This window comes from Streptomyces albiaxialis (genome assembly GCF_039530985.1).
GTDB classification, from domain to species: domain Bacteria; phylum Actinomycetota; class Actinomycetes; order Streptomycetales; family Streptomycetaceae; genus Streptomyces; species Streptomyces albiaxialis.
This window is the reverse complement of the sequence record NZ_BAAAPE010000009.1, coordinates 252558-266046: the sequence shown is the minus strand read 5'-3', so window position 1 is coordinate 266046 and position 13489 is coordinate 252558. Positions and strand designations below refer to the sequence as shown.

At 72.4% G+C, this 13489-nt stretch carries 13 protein-coding genes; 7 read left to right on the top strand and 6 right to left on the bottom strand.

Features of this window, described 5'->3' with window-relative positions:
• Nucleotides 1-25 precede the first annotated feature (25 nt).
• Nucleotides 26-1747, bottom strand: a complete 1722-nt coding sequence (locus ABD343_RS19300) for a serine/threonine-protein kinase (RefSeq protein WP_344529797.1) — start codon at nucleotides 1745-1747, stop codon at nucleotides 26-28.
• A gap of 174 nt (nucleotides 1748-1921) precedes the next feature.
• Here ABD343_RS19300 and ABD343_RS19295 point away from each other — a divergent pair, with 174 nt between their 5' ends.
• The gene (locus ABD343_RS19295; RefSeq protein ID WP_344529795.1) at nucleotides 1922-2191 is read left to right on the top strand and encodes a hypothetical protein; all 270 of its coding nucleotides are present in this window, start codon (nucleotides 1922-1924) and stop codon (nucleotides 2189-2191) included.
• Between the two features lie 72 nt (nucleotides 2192-2263).
• Here the strand turns inward: ABD343_RS19295 and ABD343_RS19290 are convergent, their stop codons facing one another.
• On the bottom strand, nucleotides 2264-3022 hold the full coding sequence (locus ABD343_RS19290) for a GntR family transcriptional regulator (RefSeq protein ID WP_344529793.1): 759 nt from the start codon (nucleotides 3020-3022) through the stop codon (nucleotides 2264-2266).
• A 32-nt stretch (nucleotides 3023-3054) separates the two neighbouring features.
• Nucleotides 3055-4377, bottom strand: a complete 1323-nt coding sequence (gene hmgA / locus ABD343_RS19285; RefSeq protein ID WP_425578216.1) for a homogentisate 1,2-dioxygenase — start codon at nucleotides 4375-4377, stop codon at nucleotides 3055-3057.
• A 281-nt stretch (nucleotides 4378-4658) separates the two neighbouring features.
• Here hmgA and ABD343_RS19280 point away from each other — a divergent pair, with 281 nt between their 5' ends.
• The 6 genes from ABD343_RS19280 (at nucleotide 4659) to ABD343_RS19255 (ending at nucleotide 10677) form a co-directional block, all read left to right on the top strand.
• Complete coding sequence (locus ABD343_RS19280; protein WP_344529789.1) at nucleotides 4659-6167, top strand: CitMHS family transporter; 1509 nt, start codon at nucleotides 4659-4661, stop codon at nucleotides 6165-6167.
• Between the two features lie 61 nt (nucleotides 6168-6228).
• Nucleotides 6229-7656 (top strand): aldehyde dehydrogenase family protein, encoded by a 1428-nt coding sequence (locus ABD343_RS19275; protein WP_344529787.1) that lies wholly within the window; start codon nucleotides 6229-6231, stop codon nucleotides 7654-7656.
• Nucleotides 7657-7710: 54 nt separating this feature from the next.
• A complete protein-coding gene (locus ABD343_RS19270; protein WP_344529785.1) occupies nucleotides 7711-8805 on the top strand; it encodes a Zn-dependent alcohol dehydrogenase in 1095 nt (364 codons plus the stop codon).
• A gap of 6 nt (nucleotides 8806-8811) precedes the next feature.
• A complete protein-coding gene (locus ABD343_RS19265) occupies nucleotides 8812-9315 on the top strand; it encodes a GNAT family N-acetyltransferase (RefSeq protein ID WP_344529783.1) in 504 nt (167 codons plus the stop codon).
• A gap of 171 nt (nucleotides 9316-9486) precedes the next feature.
• Complete coding sequence (locus ABD343_RS19260) at nucleotides 9487-10005, top strand: proline dehydrogenase (protein ID WP_344529781.1); 519 nt, start codon at nucleotides 9487-9489, stop codon at nucleotides 10003-10005.
• A gap of 39 nt (nucleotides 10006-10044) precedes the next feature.
• Nucleotides 10045-10677 carry a TetR/AcrR family transcriptional regulator gene (locus ABD343_RS19255; RefSeq protein WP_344529779.1) on the top strand — a complete coding sequence of 211 codons (633 nt, stop codon included), beginning with the start codon at nucleotides 10045-10047 and terminating at the stop codon, nucleotides 10675-10677.
• Here ABD343_RS19255 and ABD343_RS19250 read toward each other — a convergent pair.
• The 3 genes from ABD343_RS19250 to ABD343_RS19240 form a co-directional block, all read right to left on the bottom strand.
• Entirely contained in the window at nucleotides 10658-11122 is a 465-nt protein-coding gene (locus ABD343_RS19250) for a MaoC family dehydratase (protein ID WP_344529777.1), read from the bottom strand. The two genes, ABD343_RS19255 and ABD343_RS19250, sit on opposite strands and share 20 nt — an antisense overlap.
• 141 nt (nucleotides 11123-11263) lie before the next feature.
• Entirely contained in the window at nucleotides 11264-12718 is a 1455-nt protein-coding gene (locus tag ABD343_RS19245) for an amidase (protein WP_344529775.1), read from the bottom strand.
• 67 nt (nucleotides 12719-12785) lie between these two features.
• The gene (locus ABD343_RS19240) at nucleotides 12786-13307 is read right to left on the bottom strand and encodes a hypothetical protein (protein WP_344529773.1); all 522 of its coding nucleotides are present in this window, start codon (nucleotides 13305-13307) and stop codon (nucleotides 12786-12788) included.
• Nucleotides 13308-13489: the final 182 nt, after the last annotated feature.

Genomic DNA, 13489 nt, shown 5'->3' with positions numbered 1-13489 from the left:
CCCCTGAAGCGCAGGTTACGCCTATTCAATCTGACGTAGCCCGCGTCAGGGCGTCAAGCGTCTGCCGGGACTGTGACTGATAGACGGTGGGTGAGGAACCGGCCTCGCACGTGATGGTGAACTTCACGTGACCGGATTCCGCTTGCTGCGGCGCGCGGACCTCCAGCGAGATCCAGTCGCTGCGGGCGCCGCCCGGTTCGTAGGCCGTCTCGGTGTGGTTCACGGTGCGCTGTTTCGCGCCACCCGCCGGATAGGTGAGCGTCTTCCAGCCGGGGTCCGAGGACTTCCCGCTCCCGGTGTACCAGCGGTACTCGACCTTCGTCGGCAGCTTCGTGACGGTGATCGACCCGGTGAAGTACGGGGCCTCGGCCTGCGGGGGAGGGCAGGCGCCCTCATAGCTGTCGCGGACGGCGTGCAGGGTGACGGTGACCTTCTGGGGCGGTTTGCCGCCGCCTCCGTTTCCGTTCCCGTCGCTCCCGCCGTCCTCGTGTCCGCCGTCGCCTCCGTCGGGGCTCCCGCTGTCTCCGCCGGTGGACGCCGTGTGTTCTTCACCTCCGTTCCCTCCGTCGCTCCCGCCTCCGCTGTCCCCGCCTGTGTCCTTCCCGTCATCCGTGCCCCCGTCGGCGCCTCCGGTCTTCCCGCCGTTGTCCGAGGCACCGCCCCCGTCGCCGCCTTCGGAGCCGTCCGGGCCCGCGTACGCGTAGAAGAGGGCTCCGGCCAGGATCGCCGCGACAGCGGCGAGCACCGCGAGCCAGACCGTGCCGCGCTTCCGGCGGTCCTCGCCTCCGGCGGGCGGCGGGCCGTAGCTCCCCGTCCCGGCCGAGGGCGTGGCCGCCTGGGTCGGCGCCGAGGCGTAGTGCCCCTGGTCCGCGCTGACGGTGGGGGTGTAGACGGGCGGGGCGGCAGCGGCGTGCTGGGCGGTGCGCGGGGCGCCCCCGGCCGCGATCGCGGCGAGCATCTCCGCCGTCTCCTCGGCGGAGAGCCGCTCCGCGGGATCCTTGCGCAGCAGCCCGTCCAGTACGGGCGTGAGGGGCCCGGCGCGGCGGGGCGGAGGCAACTCCTCGTCCACGATGGCCCGCAGCGTGCTGAGCGCCGTGTCGCGGCGGAAGGGCGTGCCGCCCTCGACCGCGGCGTAGAGCAGCACGCCCAGCGACCACAGATCGGAGGCGGCGCCCGGCGGGCGGCCCAGCGCGCGTTCCGGAGCGAGATATTCCGGCGAGCCCACGAGCTCCCCGGTGAGCGTGAGTGCCGAGCTGCCCTCGATGAGCGCGATCCCGAAGTCGGTGAGCACGGTCCGCCCGTCGTTCGCAAGCAGAACGTTCCCCGGTTTTACATCGCGGTGGAGCACGGAGGCGGAGTGCGCGGCGCGCAGCGCGCCCAGTATGTCCGCGCCGATCGCCGCCGCGCGCTCCGGTGCCAACGGCCCCTCGGCGTCGAGCACCTCGTCGAGCGACAGTCCGCGTATGAGCTCCATCACGATCCAGGGGCGGCCCTCCTCGCTCACCACGTCGTAGACCGTGACGACGTTGCGGTGCGCGATACGGCCCGCGGCCCAGCCCTCACGCTCCAGCCGGGTGTAGAGCTGGCGGACGTCGCGCTCCTCCATGCCCTCGGGGGCGCGCACCTCCTTGACCGCCACCTCGCGCCGCAGCGTCTCGTCGTACGCCCGCCAGACGCGGCCCATCCCGCCCCGGCCCAGCTCGCCCAGGAGCCGGTATCGTCCGGCGAGGACGCGGTCTGCGCTCATTGTGTCCCCCTTGACCCGATTCCGGGGTCTTCTACGGATGCTGAGCGCTCGTACGGTGTTCGTCAACCGGCTTGTGGGGCAGGTGAATCCTGTGACCGGGATACACGCGTGTCGGAGTCGGGAGTTAGGGTTACTCTGCCCGGGCCGGGTGCCCTCGTACGGGTGGGGAGTGTCATGGAACAGATAACAATGAGCAGCAGGGCGCGAGTGCCTGCGATCAAATGCGGGACGAGCGCGACCAGTTCGCGGCTCGACCGGCATCTCTCCGTGCTCGCGGGGCCGGCGGTCCCGCAGGTGGAGACGGAGGAAGCGACGACGCTGATGCGTGAGATCACGCAGCGCGACACGACCACACGCAGTGGGTCGCGCAAGCGGAGCGCACGGGTCTCGCTCTTCGCGCCGCTGCGCAAGCTGCGCCGCTCGCTCTTCGGCGGGCGCGGCTGAACCGGGCCGCCTGGACTGCGAGGGGACTGTCCTGGCGGCCGTTTCAGCGTGCTGTGGGCGCGCTGACCGCGGCTAGCTGGTGACGTTCTCCAGCGTGACCGAGAACGAGAAGCGGTCGCCCCGGTAGTGGATGCGTACGACATCCACGACCTGCCCCATGTCGTCGTACGTCACACCCGTGTAGTGCAGGATCGGGCTCAGCAGCGGCACCTCCAGCAGTCGGGCCGTCTCCGGGTCGGCGAGCCGCGCCTCGACGGTGTCCGTGATCCTGCTGATCCGCACCCCCACCCCGTCCCGCAGCACCTTGGTCATCGGCCAGCCCCGCCGCAGATCGGCGGGGTCGAGCCGCTCCGCGATCCGCGGATGGATCAGATTCACCGCCCAGTTCGTGGGCTCGCCGCTCTCCCGGTCCTGGCGCAGCCTGCGGTACGCCATGACCTCCGTCAGCCCCGGAAAGTGCTCGGCCAGCTCCGCCGGCACGGGCTCCGTGCCGTGCCCCAGCAGCGTCGTGCGGTCCCCCGACTGCTGGGCGACGATCGTGTCGACGGAGCCCAGCAGCCGTACGGGCCGTGCCCGGCGCGCCTCCGGCTCGATGAAGGTGCCGCGTCGCCGGTGACGGCTGATCAGGCCCTCGGACTCCAGCTCCTTGAGGGCCTGACGCATGGTCAGCACGCTGACCCCGTAGTGCGTGGCGAGCTTCTCCTCCGTGGGCAGCCGCAGCGGTGAGTCCGGCGAGCGTCCGAGTATGGACGCCCGGAGGGACTGGGAGACCTGGTACCACAGGGGCAGCTTGCGGTTGAGCGCGAGGGAGTCGGGCGCGAAGTCGGTCATGGCTCCGATGAAATCAGGTGCGGCCGGGCCGGTCAGGCCCGGAAGTGGCGCTCCAGGCCCTGCCACACGCTGTCGTAGTCGGCCTGGAGGTGGCTGCCCGCGAGCGCCTGTGCCGTCGGCACCACGGGCCAGCGGGTCTCGAACATGAAGGCGAGCCCGTCGTCGATCTTCTGCGGGCGCAGCTCGGCGGCGCTGGCCTTGTCGAACGTCTCCTGGTCGGGGCCGTGCGCCGACATCATGTTGTGCAGCGAGCCGCCGCCCGGGACGAAGCCCCCCTCGCCGCCGGTCTTCGCGTCGTAGGCGCCCTCGATCAGGCCCATGTACTCGCTCATCACGTTCCGGTGGAAGTACGGCGGCCGGAAGGTGTCCTCGCCCACCAGCCAGCGCGGCGCGAACACCACGAAGTCCACGCCCGCCAGGCCCGGGGTGTCCGAGGGCGAGGTGAGCACGGTGAAGATCGAGGGGTCCGGGTGGTCGTAGCTGATGCTGCCCAGGACGTTGAAACGCCGCAGATCGTAGACGTACGGCACGTGGTTGCCGTGCCAGGCGACCACGTCGAGCGGCGAGTGGTCGTAGGTGGCCTTCCAGAGATTGCCGCAGAACTTGTTCACGACCTCGACCGGCCGGTCCTCGTCCTCGTACGCCGCGGTCGGCGCGAGGAAGTCCCGCGCGTTGGCCAGCCCGTTGGCGCCGATCGGGCCCAGGTCGGGGAGGCGGAACGGGGCGCCGTAGTTCTCGCAGACGTACCCGCGCGCGTACTCCTCCAGCGGCTCGACGCGGAAGCGGACGCCGCGCGGGATCAGCGCCACATGGCCCGGCTCGGCGCGCAGCAGCCCGAACTCCGTGCGCAGCAGCAGCCCGCCGTGCTCGGGCACGATCAGCAGCTCGCCGTCCGCGTCGCTGAACACCCGGTCGCGCATGGCGGCGTTGGCCGCGTACAGGTGTACGGCCATCCCGGAGCGCTGCGCGGCGTCGCCGTTGCCGCCGAGCGTCCAGAGCCCGGCGAGGAAGTCGGTGCCCTCGGGGGGCTCGGGCAGCGGGCCCCAGCGCAGCCTGTTGGGGTCGGGCTCGGCCTCGGAGAAGGGCGCGGTGCGCAGCGACCCGTTGTCCGCGCGTACGAAGCGGGGGTGGGCGGCGGAGGGGCGGATGCGGTAGAGCCACGAGCGGCGGTTGTGCGCCCGGGGCTCGGTGAACGCCGAGCCGCTGAGCTGCTCCGCGTAGAGCCCCAGGGGGGCGCGCTGCGGCGAGTTCCGCCCCAGCGGCAGCGCGCCCGGTACGGCCTCGCTGCTGTGCTCGTTCCCGAATCCGGAGAGGTATGTGAGGCCCTCCGCCGTCTTGCGTGCCTGCTCGGTCAACGCCAACTCCCGCCGTGTGAGGGATTCCTGTGCGAGGGATTCCTGTGCAGGACCATAGGAATCCTTGGTGCCCCCGTCAACGAACCAGGCGGCGGGTTCGTCGCCGCACCTCGCTGAGCTGGACTTTTGTCCTTAGTGTTCACGGCTGCACATCTTGTGGCGGGTGTCGGCGGGCGCCTACGGTCATCCAGATTCCGCCCCCGGGTCCCGCGCCCGGCGAGGGAGAGCGACGCTTCACGACCCGTTCACGACCGTTCAAGGGCGAACGCAGAGGAACCCGTATGCTGACAATTCTCGGCTTCGTGATGATTGCGACATTTCTGACGCTGATCATGACGAAGCGCATGTCGCCGATGGCGGCACTGGTGCTGATCCCCGCCGTCTTCTGCGTGCTCGCGGGCCAGGCGACAAGCCTCGGGGACTACGTCCTCAAGGGCATCGGGGACCTCGCGCCCACGGCCGCGATGCTGATGTTCGCCATCATCTACTTCGGCGTGATGATCGACGTCGGCCTCTTCGACCCGATCGTCCGGGGCATCCTGCGCTTCTGCAAGGCGGACCCGATGCGGGTCGTGGTCGGCACGGCCGTGCTCGCCGCGATCGTCTCGCTCGACGGCGACGGCTCGACCACGTTCATGATCACCGTCTCCGCGATGCTGCCGCTCTACCGCAGGCTGAAGATGAGCGTGCTGATCATGACCGGCGTCGCCGCCACGGCGAACGGCGTCATGAACACGGTTCCCTGGGGCGGTCCCACCGCCCGCGCCGCCTCCGCGCTGAAGCTCGACCCGAGCGAGATCTTCGTCCCGATGATCCCCGCCCTCGCCGTCGGCCTGCTCTTCGTCTTCTGCCTGGCCTGGGTGCTGGGCCTGCGCGAGCGCAAGCGGCTCGGGACGCTGACGCTGGACCGGGACGGCGAGGGCAGGCACGAGGAGGAGCAGCGCGAGCAGGAGACGGTGCTCGCGAGGGCCGGGTCCGGGGGCGGTGCCGGTACGGGCACGGGTGCGGGTGCGGGCACTGGTACGGGCACCGGCGCGCTCGACAAGCCGACGGGCCCGGCGGGTGCGGGCGCCTCCGACGGCGCCGATGCCGATGCCGATGCGGGTGCCTCCGGCCGTGCCGATGCCGACGCGGACGCCGACTCGGACCTCATCGGACTCGACCCGAACCGTGCGACGCTGCGCCCCAGGCTCCTCTGGTTCAACGCCGCGCTGACGGTCACGCTGCTCGTCCTGCTGATCATGCAGACGCTGCCGATCCCGGTGCTCTTCCTCCTCGGCGCCGCCCTCGCGCTCACGGTCAACTTCCCGAACATGAAGGACCAGAAGGCCCGGATCGCCGCCCACGCCGACAACGTCCTCAACGTCTCCGGAATGGTCTTCGCCGCCGCCGTCTTCACCGGCGTCCTCACCGAGAGCGGCATGGTCGACGAGATGGCCCGGTCCCTCGTGGACGCGCTCCCGGACGGTCTGGGGCCCTACATGACGATCGTGACGGGCGTCCTGAGCATCCCGTTCACGTACTTCATGTCGAACGACGGCTTCTATTTCGGCATCGTCCCGATCCTGGCGGAGGCGGGCGCCGCGCACGGTGTGTCGTCGGCGGAGATCGCCCGCGCCTCGCTCACGGGACAGGCCCTGCACATGTCGAGCCCGCTGGTCCCGGCGGTGTACGTGCTGGTGGGCATGGCCAAGGTGGAGTTCGGCGACCACACGCGCTTCACGGTGAAGTGGGCGGCGCTGACGGCCCTGGTGGTGCTGGCGGCGGGGCTGCTGTTCGGGATCCTGTGAGCCTCGGAGGGGTTATCCACAGGGGGAGCGCCGCGGCTTTCCCTGAACTAGGTTGAGCGTCATGAAGGCACACGACGGGATGTTCATCGGCGGAGCGTGGCGGGAAGCCAGGAGCGGGGAGACCATCGAGGTCCTGAATCCCGCGGACGGGTCGGTCCTCGCGACCGTCCCCGCGGGCGGACCCGAGGACGTGGACGCGGCCGTGAAGGCCGCGCGGGCCGCGCTCCCCGGCTGGGCCGCCACGCCGCCAGCCGAGCGCGCCGCGCTGCTCGGCGCGTTGCGGGACGTGCTGGAGGCGCGGGCCGGGGAGATCGCGGATCTGGTCACCGCGGAGCTGGGCTCGCCGGTCACGCTCTCGCGCAAGGTGCACGCGGCCGTGCCGGTGCTGGTCTGCGGGAGTTACGCGGAGTTGGCCGCCGGGTTCGCCTTCGAGGAGAGAGTCGGCAATTCGCGCGTGCTGCGCGAGCCCGTGGGCGTCGTCGGGGCGATCACGCCGTGGAATTATCCGCTGCACCAGATCGTCGCCAAGGCGGCCCCCGCCCTCGCCGCGGGCTGCACGATGGTGCTGAAGCCCGCCGAGGACACCCCGCTCGTCGCGCAGCTCTTCGCGGAGGCGGTGCGGGAGGCGGGCATCCCCGCCGGGGTGTTCAATCTCGTGACGGGACTCGGCCCGGTCGCCGGACAGGCGCTCGCCGAGCACGAGGACGTCGACCTCGTCTCGTTCACCGGCTCGACCGCCGTCGGCCGGAAGATCGGCGCGCTGGCGGGCGGCGGCGTCAAGCGCGTCGCCCTGGAGCTCGGCGGCAAGTCGGCGAACGTCATCCTGCCCGGCGCCGACCTGACGAAGGCCGTCAAGATCGGCGTGGCCAATGTGATGTCGAACTCCGGCCAGACCTGCAGCGCCTGGACGCGCATGCTCGTCGACGCCGAGCGCTATGAGGAGGCGGTGCGCCTCGCCGCCGAGGCCGCCGCGAAGTACGTGCCGGGTGACCCCCGTGAGGAGGGCACCCGCCTGGGCCCCGTGGTCAATGCCAAGCAGCGCGAGCGCGTCACCGGGTACATCGAGCTGGGCGAGAAGGAGGGCGCGCGGATCGTCGCCGGCGGCGCCACGCCCCCGGAGGTCCCCGAGGGCCACGAGGCGGGGCATTACGTCAGCGCGACCGTCCTCGCCGATGTGACCCCCGCGATGACCGTCGCGCGCGAGGAGATCTTCGGCCCCGTGCTGTCGGTCCTGAAGTACGAGGACGCGGAAGAGGCCCTGCGCATCGCCAACGGCACGGAGTACGGCCTCGCGGGCGCCGTGTGGTCCGACGACGAGGAAGAGGCCGTAGCCTTCGCCCGCCGCATGGAGAGCGGCCAGGTGGATGTCAACGGTGGCCGGTTCAACCCCCTCGCGCCCTTCGGGGGGTACAAGCGGTCCGGGGTCGGCCGGGAGCTGGGCTCGCACGGCCTGGAGGAGTATCTGCAGACGAAGTCGCTCCAGTTCTGACCCTTCCTCTCCTCTCCCGGTGTCCGCTCCGGGCTCTCCCCAAGGAGTTCAGCCATGATCCGCGCTGCCGTCCTCTCGGCCGTCTCGGCGCCGCTCGTCGTCTCCTCGATCGAACTGCCCGAGCCCGGCCCCGGCCAGGTGCGGGTGCGGCTCGCCGCGGCCGGGGTCTGCCACTCCGACCTGTCGCTCTCCAACGGCACCCTGCGCCAGCCCGTCCCCGCCGTCCTCGGCCATGAGGGCGCGGGCACCGTGCTCTCCGTGGGGGAGGGCGTCACGGGAGTGCTGCCCGGCGACCGTGTGGTGCTCAACTGGGCGCCGTCCTGCGGCTCCTGCCACTTCTGCGCCGAGCTGGCCGAGCCCTGGCTCTGCACGGAGGCCAACGCGGCGACGACGGTGCCCTATGCGCGTACGCGCAGTGGGGACGAGCTGTATCCGGGGCTGAGCGTCGCCGCGTTCGCCGAGGAGACCGTGGTGCCCGCGCGTGCCGTGCTGCCGCTGCCCGAGGGCGTTCCGCTGGAGGACGCGGCGCTGCTGGGTTGCGCGGTCCTCACGGGGTACGGCGCGGTCCACCACAGCGCCCGTGTGCGTCCCGGCGAGTCGGTGGCCGTCTTCGGCGTGGGCGGCGTCGGGCTCGCCACCCTCCAGTCGGCACGGCTGGCAGGGGCCGGCCGCGTCGTCGCCGTGGACGTGTCGGAGAAGAAGGAGGAGCTGGCGCGCGCGGCGGGGGCGACGGACTTCGTCGTCGCGGGCGCCGAGCCGTCCGCCACGGCGAAGGCGGTGCGCGCGGTGACCGAGGGGCGGCGCGGCGCCGACGTGGCCGTCGAGTGCGTGGGCCGCGCCGAGACGATACGGGCGGCCTGGGACTCCACGCGGCGCGGCGGCCGGACGACGGTCGTGGGCATCGGGAGCAAGGACGAGCGGGTCTCGTTCTCCGCGCTGGAGGTGTTCCACTTCGCGCGCACGCTCAGCGGCTGTGTCTACGGGAACTGCGACCCGGCCCGCGATCTGCCGCTGCTCGCCGGGCATGTGCGCGAGGGGCGGCTGGACCTGGGCGCGCTGGTCACCGAGCGGATCGCGCTGGACGAGGTGGGCGGCGCGTTCGAGGCGATGCGTTCCGGGCGGGGAGGGCGCTCGTTGATCGTATTCTGAGCGGTCATGGACGATCTGCTGACCGAACGGCTCGTGCTCCATCCCCTGACACCGGCCGAGGCGGAGCGCGTGGCCGCGGGCAAGCCCGCGGAGGGGGACCGCTGGGCACCCGGGTATCCGTCCGCCGCCGACGTCGAGGGCGCGACCGCGTTCGTGCAGGCCTGCCGGACCACGGGCGACCCGCGGCCGTTCGGGGGGTACGAGATACGCCGCCGTGCGGACGGCCTCGCCATCGGCGGCACCGGCTTCAACCGCCTGCCGGACGCCGACGGCACGGTCACCATCGGATACGGACTGATCACCTCCGAGCGCGGCAAGGGGTACGCCACCGAGGCGCTGCGTGGCCTGATCCGTTTCGCGCGCGAGTGCGGCCTCTCGCTCGTGAAGGGCGACGCCGACCTCGGCAACGTCGCCTCGCAACGGGTGATGCTGGCGGCGGGCATGCGGTACGTGGGCGAGGACGAGCGGGTGCGGTATTACGAGATCGCGTTCCCGGAGGACGACACGTAGGGGCCCTGAGCCGGCGTCGTCGTACCGGCGCGGGCCGCCCGGTTCGCGACGGGGAGCGCCTCCGCGCCCCCTTCGTGCCTTCGTGCCTTCGTGCCTTCGTGCCTTCGCGCCTTCGCGCCTCCGTGCCTTCGCCGAGTCCCGCCCGCCGGGAGTGCCCGGCACACTGAGCACATGGACGCTGGTCTCGCCGCCCTGCTGGGCGCCGCCGTCGGTTCCCTGGCCACGCTCGGCGCCGCGATGGTCAGCAGCCGGGCGCAGGCCCGGGCGCAGCACGAGCAGTGGCGCCGGCAGCACCGCCGCGACGCCTACGCCGGTTATCTCAGCGCACTGCACGACCGCGACATCGCCATGGACGCCGTCCTCGACGCGCTGCGCGCGGACGAACCCGACCTGGCCGAGGTCGACGACAGAGTGCACCGCTTCATCGGCCTGGCCCGCGAGGTCCACCGCGCCGCGGAGGTCGTGATCCTGGAGGGCCCGGCGCCCCTCGCGGAGGTCGCCGAACGCGTCACCCGGGCCTCCAGCAGCCTCTCCGAGGTCATGCGCGCGATGGTCACGAACGCCCACGCGGGAGACGCCTCCCGCAAGCCCGAGGACGCGGCCCTCGCGGCCGAGCGCGAACGCGCGCTCTACGAAGCGGTCAAGGACTTCCGTCTCGCGGCCCGCAGAACCATCGGCAGCACGCATTGAGGACTAAGCGGACGCTCACTCGCGGGATAGGGTGACGGGATGACGGTTGAGTCCGACGAGTCCTTCGGCGATGTGACGCCCGACGCCGCGCGGCGGCTGCTGCTGGGCGCGGTGGAGGCGTTCGCCGAGCGGGGGTTCCACGCCACGACGACCCGCGACATCGCGGGCCGCGCGGGCATGAGCCCGGCCGCGCTCTACATCCACTACAAGACGAAGGAAGAGCTGCTCCACCAGATCAGCCGCGTCGGCCACGAGAGCTCGGTGCGGGTCCTGGAGGAGGCCACCTCGGGCGACCGTACGGCGGCGGAGCGGCTGGCGAGCGCCGTGCGCGCGTTCACCCGCTGGCACGCGGAGCACCACACCACGGCGCGGGTCGTGCAGTACGAACTGGCCGCGCTGAGCGAGCCGCACCTCGCCGAGATCGTGACGCTCCGCCGCCGCAGCGAGGAGATCCTGCGCGGGGTGCTGCGGGACGGCACCGAGACGGGCGAGTTCGCCGTCACGGACCTGCGGGGGACGACGCTGGCGATGATGTCGCTCTGCATCGACGTCGCCCGCTGGTTCAGCCCCGACGGCCGCAAGTCGCCGGACGAGCTCGGCGTGCTCTACGCCGAACTCGCCCTGCGCATGGCGGGCCACGCGCCCTCCGAGGTCACCAGTAGTAGCGGCTGAGGCTCTCCGCGACGCAGACCGGCCGGTCGCCGCCCTCGCGCTCGACCGTCACCTTGGCCGCGATCTGCACGCCGCCGTCCTTCGTCTCGGTGACCTCGGTCAGCTCGACGCGGCCGCGCAGCCGGGAGCCGACGGGCACGGGCGCGGGGAAACGGACCTTGTTCACCCCGTAGTTGACGCCCATCCGCATGCCCTCCACGCGCATCACCTGCGGCACCAGGGAGGGCAGCAGGGAGAGCGTCAGATAGCCGTGCGCGATGGTCGAGCCGAACGGCCCGTCGGCGGCCCGCTCCGGATCGACGTGGATCCACTGGTGGTCACCGGTCGCGTCGGCGAAGAGGTCGATCCGCTTCTGATCGATCTCCAGCCAGCCGCTGGTGCCCAGCTCCTGGCCGACCGCCGCCGTGAGTTCGGCGGCCGAGGTGAAGACCCGGGGCTCAGTCATGCGTACAACCTCCCGCGCTCGCGCGTCCCGTACGCGCACACCTAATAAGCGATTGCTCAGTCACGTCGCGTTCAGCATGCCACCCGCACCGCCCCCGCGCCAGCCCTGCCCGGACCGGTACCGACCGGTTCCGCCCCGTCGTCACCACATCGCGGGCCTGCGGTTCCGCCACGGCCTGGCCTCCTCCAACTGCGCGGACAGCGCGAGGAGCGGGCCCTCCTCGCCGTGCCGCCCGCCGAGCATCACCCCGATCGGCAGGCCCTCGTCCGTCCAGTGCAGCGGAAGGGAGACGGCGGGCTGGCCCGTCGCGTTGTAGAGCGGAGTGAACGGGGTGAACCGTGCGAACCGCTCGAACTCGCCCGCCGGGTCCTCGTCGTCCCGCAGCGCGCCGACCGCCATCGGGGGCTGCGCGAGCGTGGGGGACAGGATCACGTCGTACCCGGTGCCGGGCGCGAGCAGGGTGTCGGCCAGAAGCTGCGCGACCGACCGGAAGGTGGAGAGCGCCCGTACGAAATCCGGCGCCGGTATCGCGCGCCCCCGCTCCCGGATGAACCGGGTCAGCGGCGTCAGCAACCCCTCGCACTCCTCCGGCACCGGGCGGGAGGCCGCGCGCACGGCCCATACGGTGCTGAACGCGGCCCGCATCGAGTCGTCGGCCGGAAGCTCCGCCTCCTCCACCTCGTGGCCGAGGTCCCGCAGCAGCTCGGCGGTGCCGCGCGCCGCCGCCGCGCACTCCGGGTGCGGCGCGATCTCCGGTACGGGCGTGCCCGCCAGCGCGAGGACCCGCAGCCTGCCCGGCACCCGCGCCGGGTCGGCCCACGCCGCGAAGGTGTCCCCGTCGGCGAGCGGCGGCGCCGTGTACGGATCGCCGGGCATCCGGCCCGCGAGCACGTCCAGCAGCGTCGCCGCGTCCGCGACCGTACGGGCGAGCGGGCCGGACGTCGCCAGTCCGGCCACGTCGTGCTGCGCGGGGCCCGAACTCACCCGGCCACGGCTCGGCTTGACCCCGACCAGGCCGCAGGCCGAGGCGGGGATGCGGACCGACCCGCCGCCGTCGCTGGCGTGCGCGACCGGCGCCAGGCCACCGGCCACCGCGGCGGCGGCACCGCCGCTGGACCCGCCCGCCGAGCGTGCGAGGTCCCAGGGCGTGCGCGCGGGCGGCGCCAGCAGGTTCTCGGTGTAGCACGGAATCCCGAATTCGGGTGTGTTGCTCTTCGCGATCATCGGGCTGCCGCCCGCGCGCAGCCGCGCGGCCACATGGTCGTCGCGGTCCGGCACATGGCCGGAGAAGGCGGCCGACCCCATGGTCGTGCGTACGCCCGCGACGTGGTTGAGGTCCTTCACCGGCACCGGGACCCCGTGCAGCGGCGGCAGTGCGTCCGCGCGCCCCGCGCGGCGCGCGGCCATCGCCTCGGCCTCGGCGTCGGACGCCTGCTTGCGGGCCAGCTCGGGCGTGACGGTCAGATACGCCCCCAGCTCCGCGTCGAGCCGGTCGGTCCGCTCCAGGTAGTGGGCGGTCAGCTCCACGGGCGAGAGTGTGCCCGCCCGTATCGCCGCCGCCTGTTCGGTCGCGGTGAGATCGTGCAGTGAGGACATGGCACCGTCCGTCCGGTCGTGCCCCGCACGGGGCTGGCGGGTGGTACGGCGCATCCTCGCATCGGGGTCAGGAGGGCACCACGGTGCCGCGATAGGCGCGGCGCCGGGCGGAACTCGCGCGCGCGGCCCGCCCGTTGGGCCGCCCCTGGCGCGCTTCGCGCTCCTCCTGGGCGTCCATGGAGCGGATCATTCGGCGCAGCACCTCGGCCAGGCGCGGCGTCGGGGGCTGCGCGGGGTCGCAGCGGAGCAGCGAACGGCCGCCCCAGGTCAGGCTGTGCCAGGCGTCGAGGGCGGTCGGCTGTCTGATTCCTTCGCGCTTCTCCCGTCTGCGCCGGGCCGCGACCTCCGACTCGTAGGCAAGCCAGACCGCGCGGGCCTCCTCCAGCTCCTCCAGGGCCGCGACGAGCAGCGAGGGGTCGGGCTCGCGGTCGTCGGGGTGGATGCCCGCGCTCGCGCACAGGTGCTGCCAGGTGGCCCGGTGGCCGTACGGCGCGAAGCGTTCGAGACATTTGCGGAGAGCCTGCCGACGCTGGGACGGCTCCCTCTCGGGATCACGGACTTGCTGGGCGAGAGCTCTGAAACCGGCCAATCATCCCACCTCCGGCGGAGAGGACCCGAGTCGTCGGGGATGTGACGTACCGACCCGCGCTTTGGATCCCACTCCCTTGCGGCGTGTTGCTGCGTGCTATGGCGTGGCGGAATACCCCTCATCACGGCATCTATTCCTGTTCGGGACAATTGCTCGCACCACCCGCCGCACGGGGCCACGTG

Bases quoted from the DNA above. Each gene is read 5' to 3' on its own strand.
- ABD343_RS19300 (WP_344529797.1), bottom strand. From the start codon at position 1,747: ATGAGCGCAGACCGCGTCCTCGCCGGACGATACCGGCTCCTGGGCGAG.
- ABD343_RS19295 (WP_344529795.1), top strand. From the start codon at position 1,922: ATGGAACAGATAACAATGAGCAGCAGGGCGCGAGTGCCTGCGATCAAA.
- ABD343_RS19290 (WP_344529793.1), bottom strand. From the start codon at position 3,022: ATGACCGACTTCGCGCCCGACTCCCTCGCGCTCAACCGCAAGCTGCCC.
- ABD343_RS19280 (WP_344529789.1), top strand. From the start codon at position 4,659: ATGCTGACAATTCTCGGCTTCGTGATGATTGCGACATTTCTGACGCTG.
- ABD343_RS19275 (WP_344529787.1), top strand. From the start codon at position 6,229: ATGAAGGCACACGACGGGATGTTCATCGGCGGAGCGTGGCGGGAAGCC.
- ABD343_RS19270 (WP_344529785.1), top strand. From the start codon at position 7,711: ATGATCCGCGCTGCCGTCCTCTCGGCCGTCTCGGCGCCGCTCGTCGTC.
- ABD343_RS19265 (WP_344529783.1), top strand. From the start codon at position 8,812: ATGGACGATCTGCTGACCGAACGGCTCGTGCTCCATCCCCTGACACCG.
- ABD343_RS19260 (WP_344529781.1), top strand. From the start codon at position 9,487: ATGGACGCTGGTCTCGCCGCCCTGCTGGGCGCCGCCGTCGGTTCCCTG.
- ABD343_RS19255 (WP_344529779.1), top strand. From the start codon at position 10,045: ATGACGGTTGAGTCCGACGAGTCCTTCGGCGATGTGACGCCCGACGCC.
- ABD343_RS19250 (WP_344529777.1), bottom strand. From the start codon at position 11,122: ATGACTGAGCCCCGGGTCTTCACCTCGGCCGCCGAACTCACGGCGGCG.
- ABD343_RS19245 (WP_344529775.1), bottom strand. From the start codon at position 12,718: ATGTCCTCACTGCACGATCTCACCGCGACCGAACAGGCGGCGGCGATA.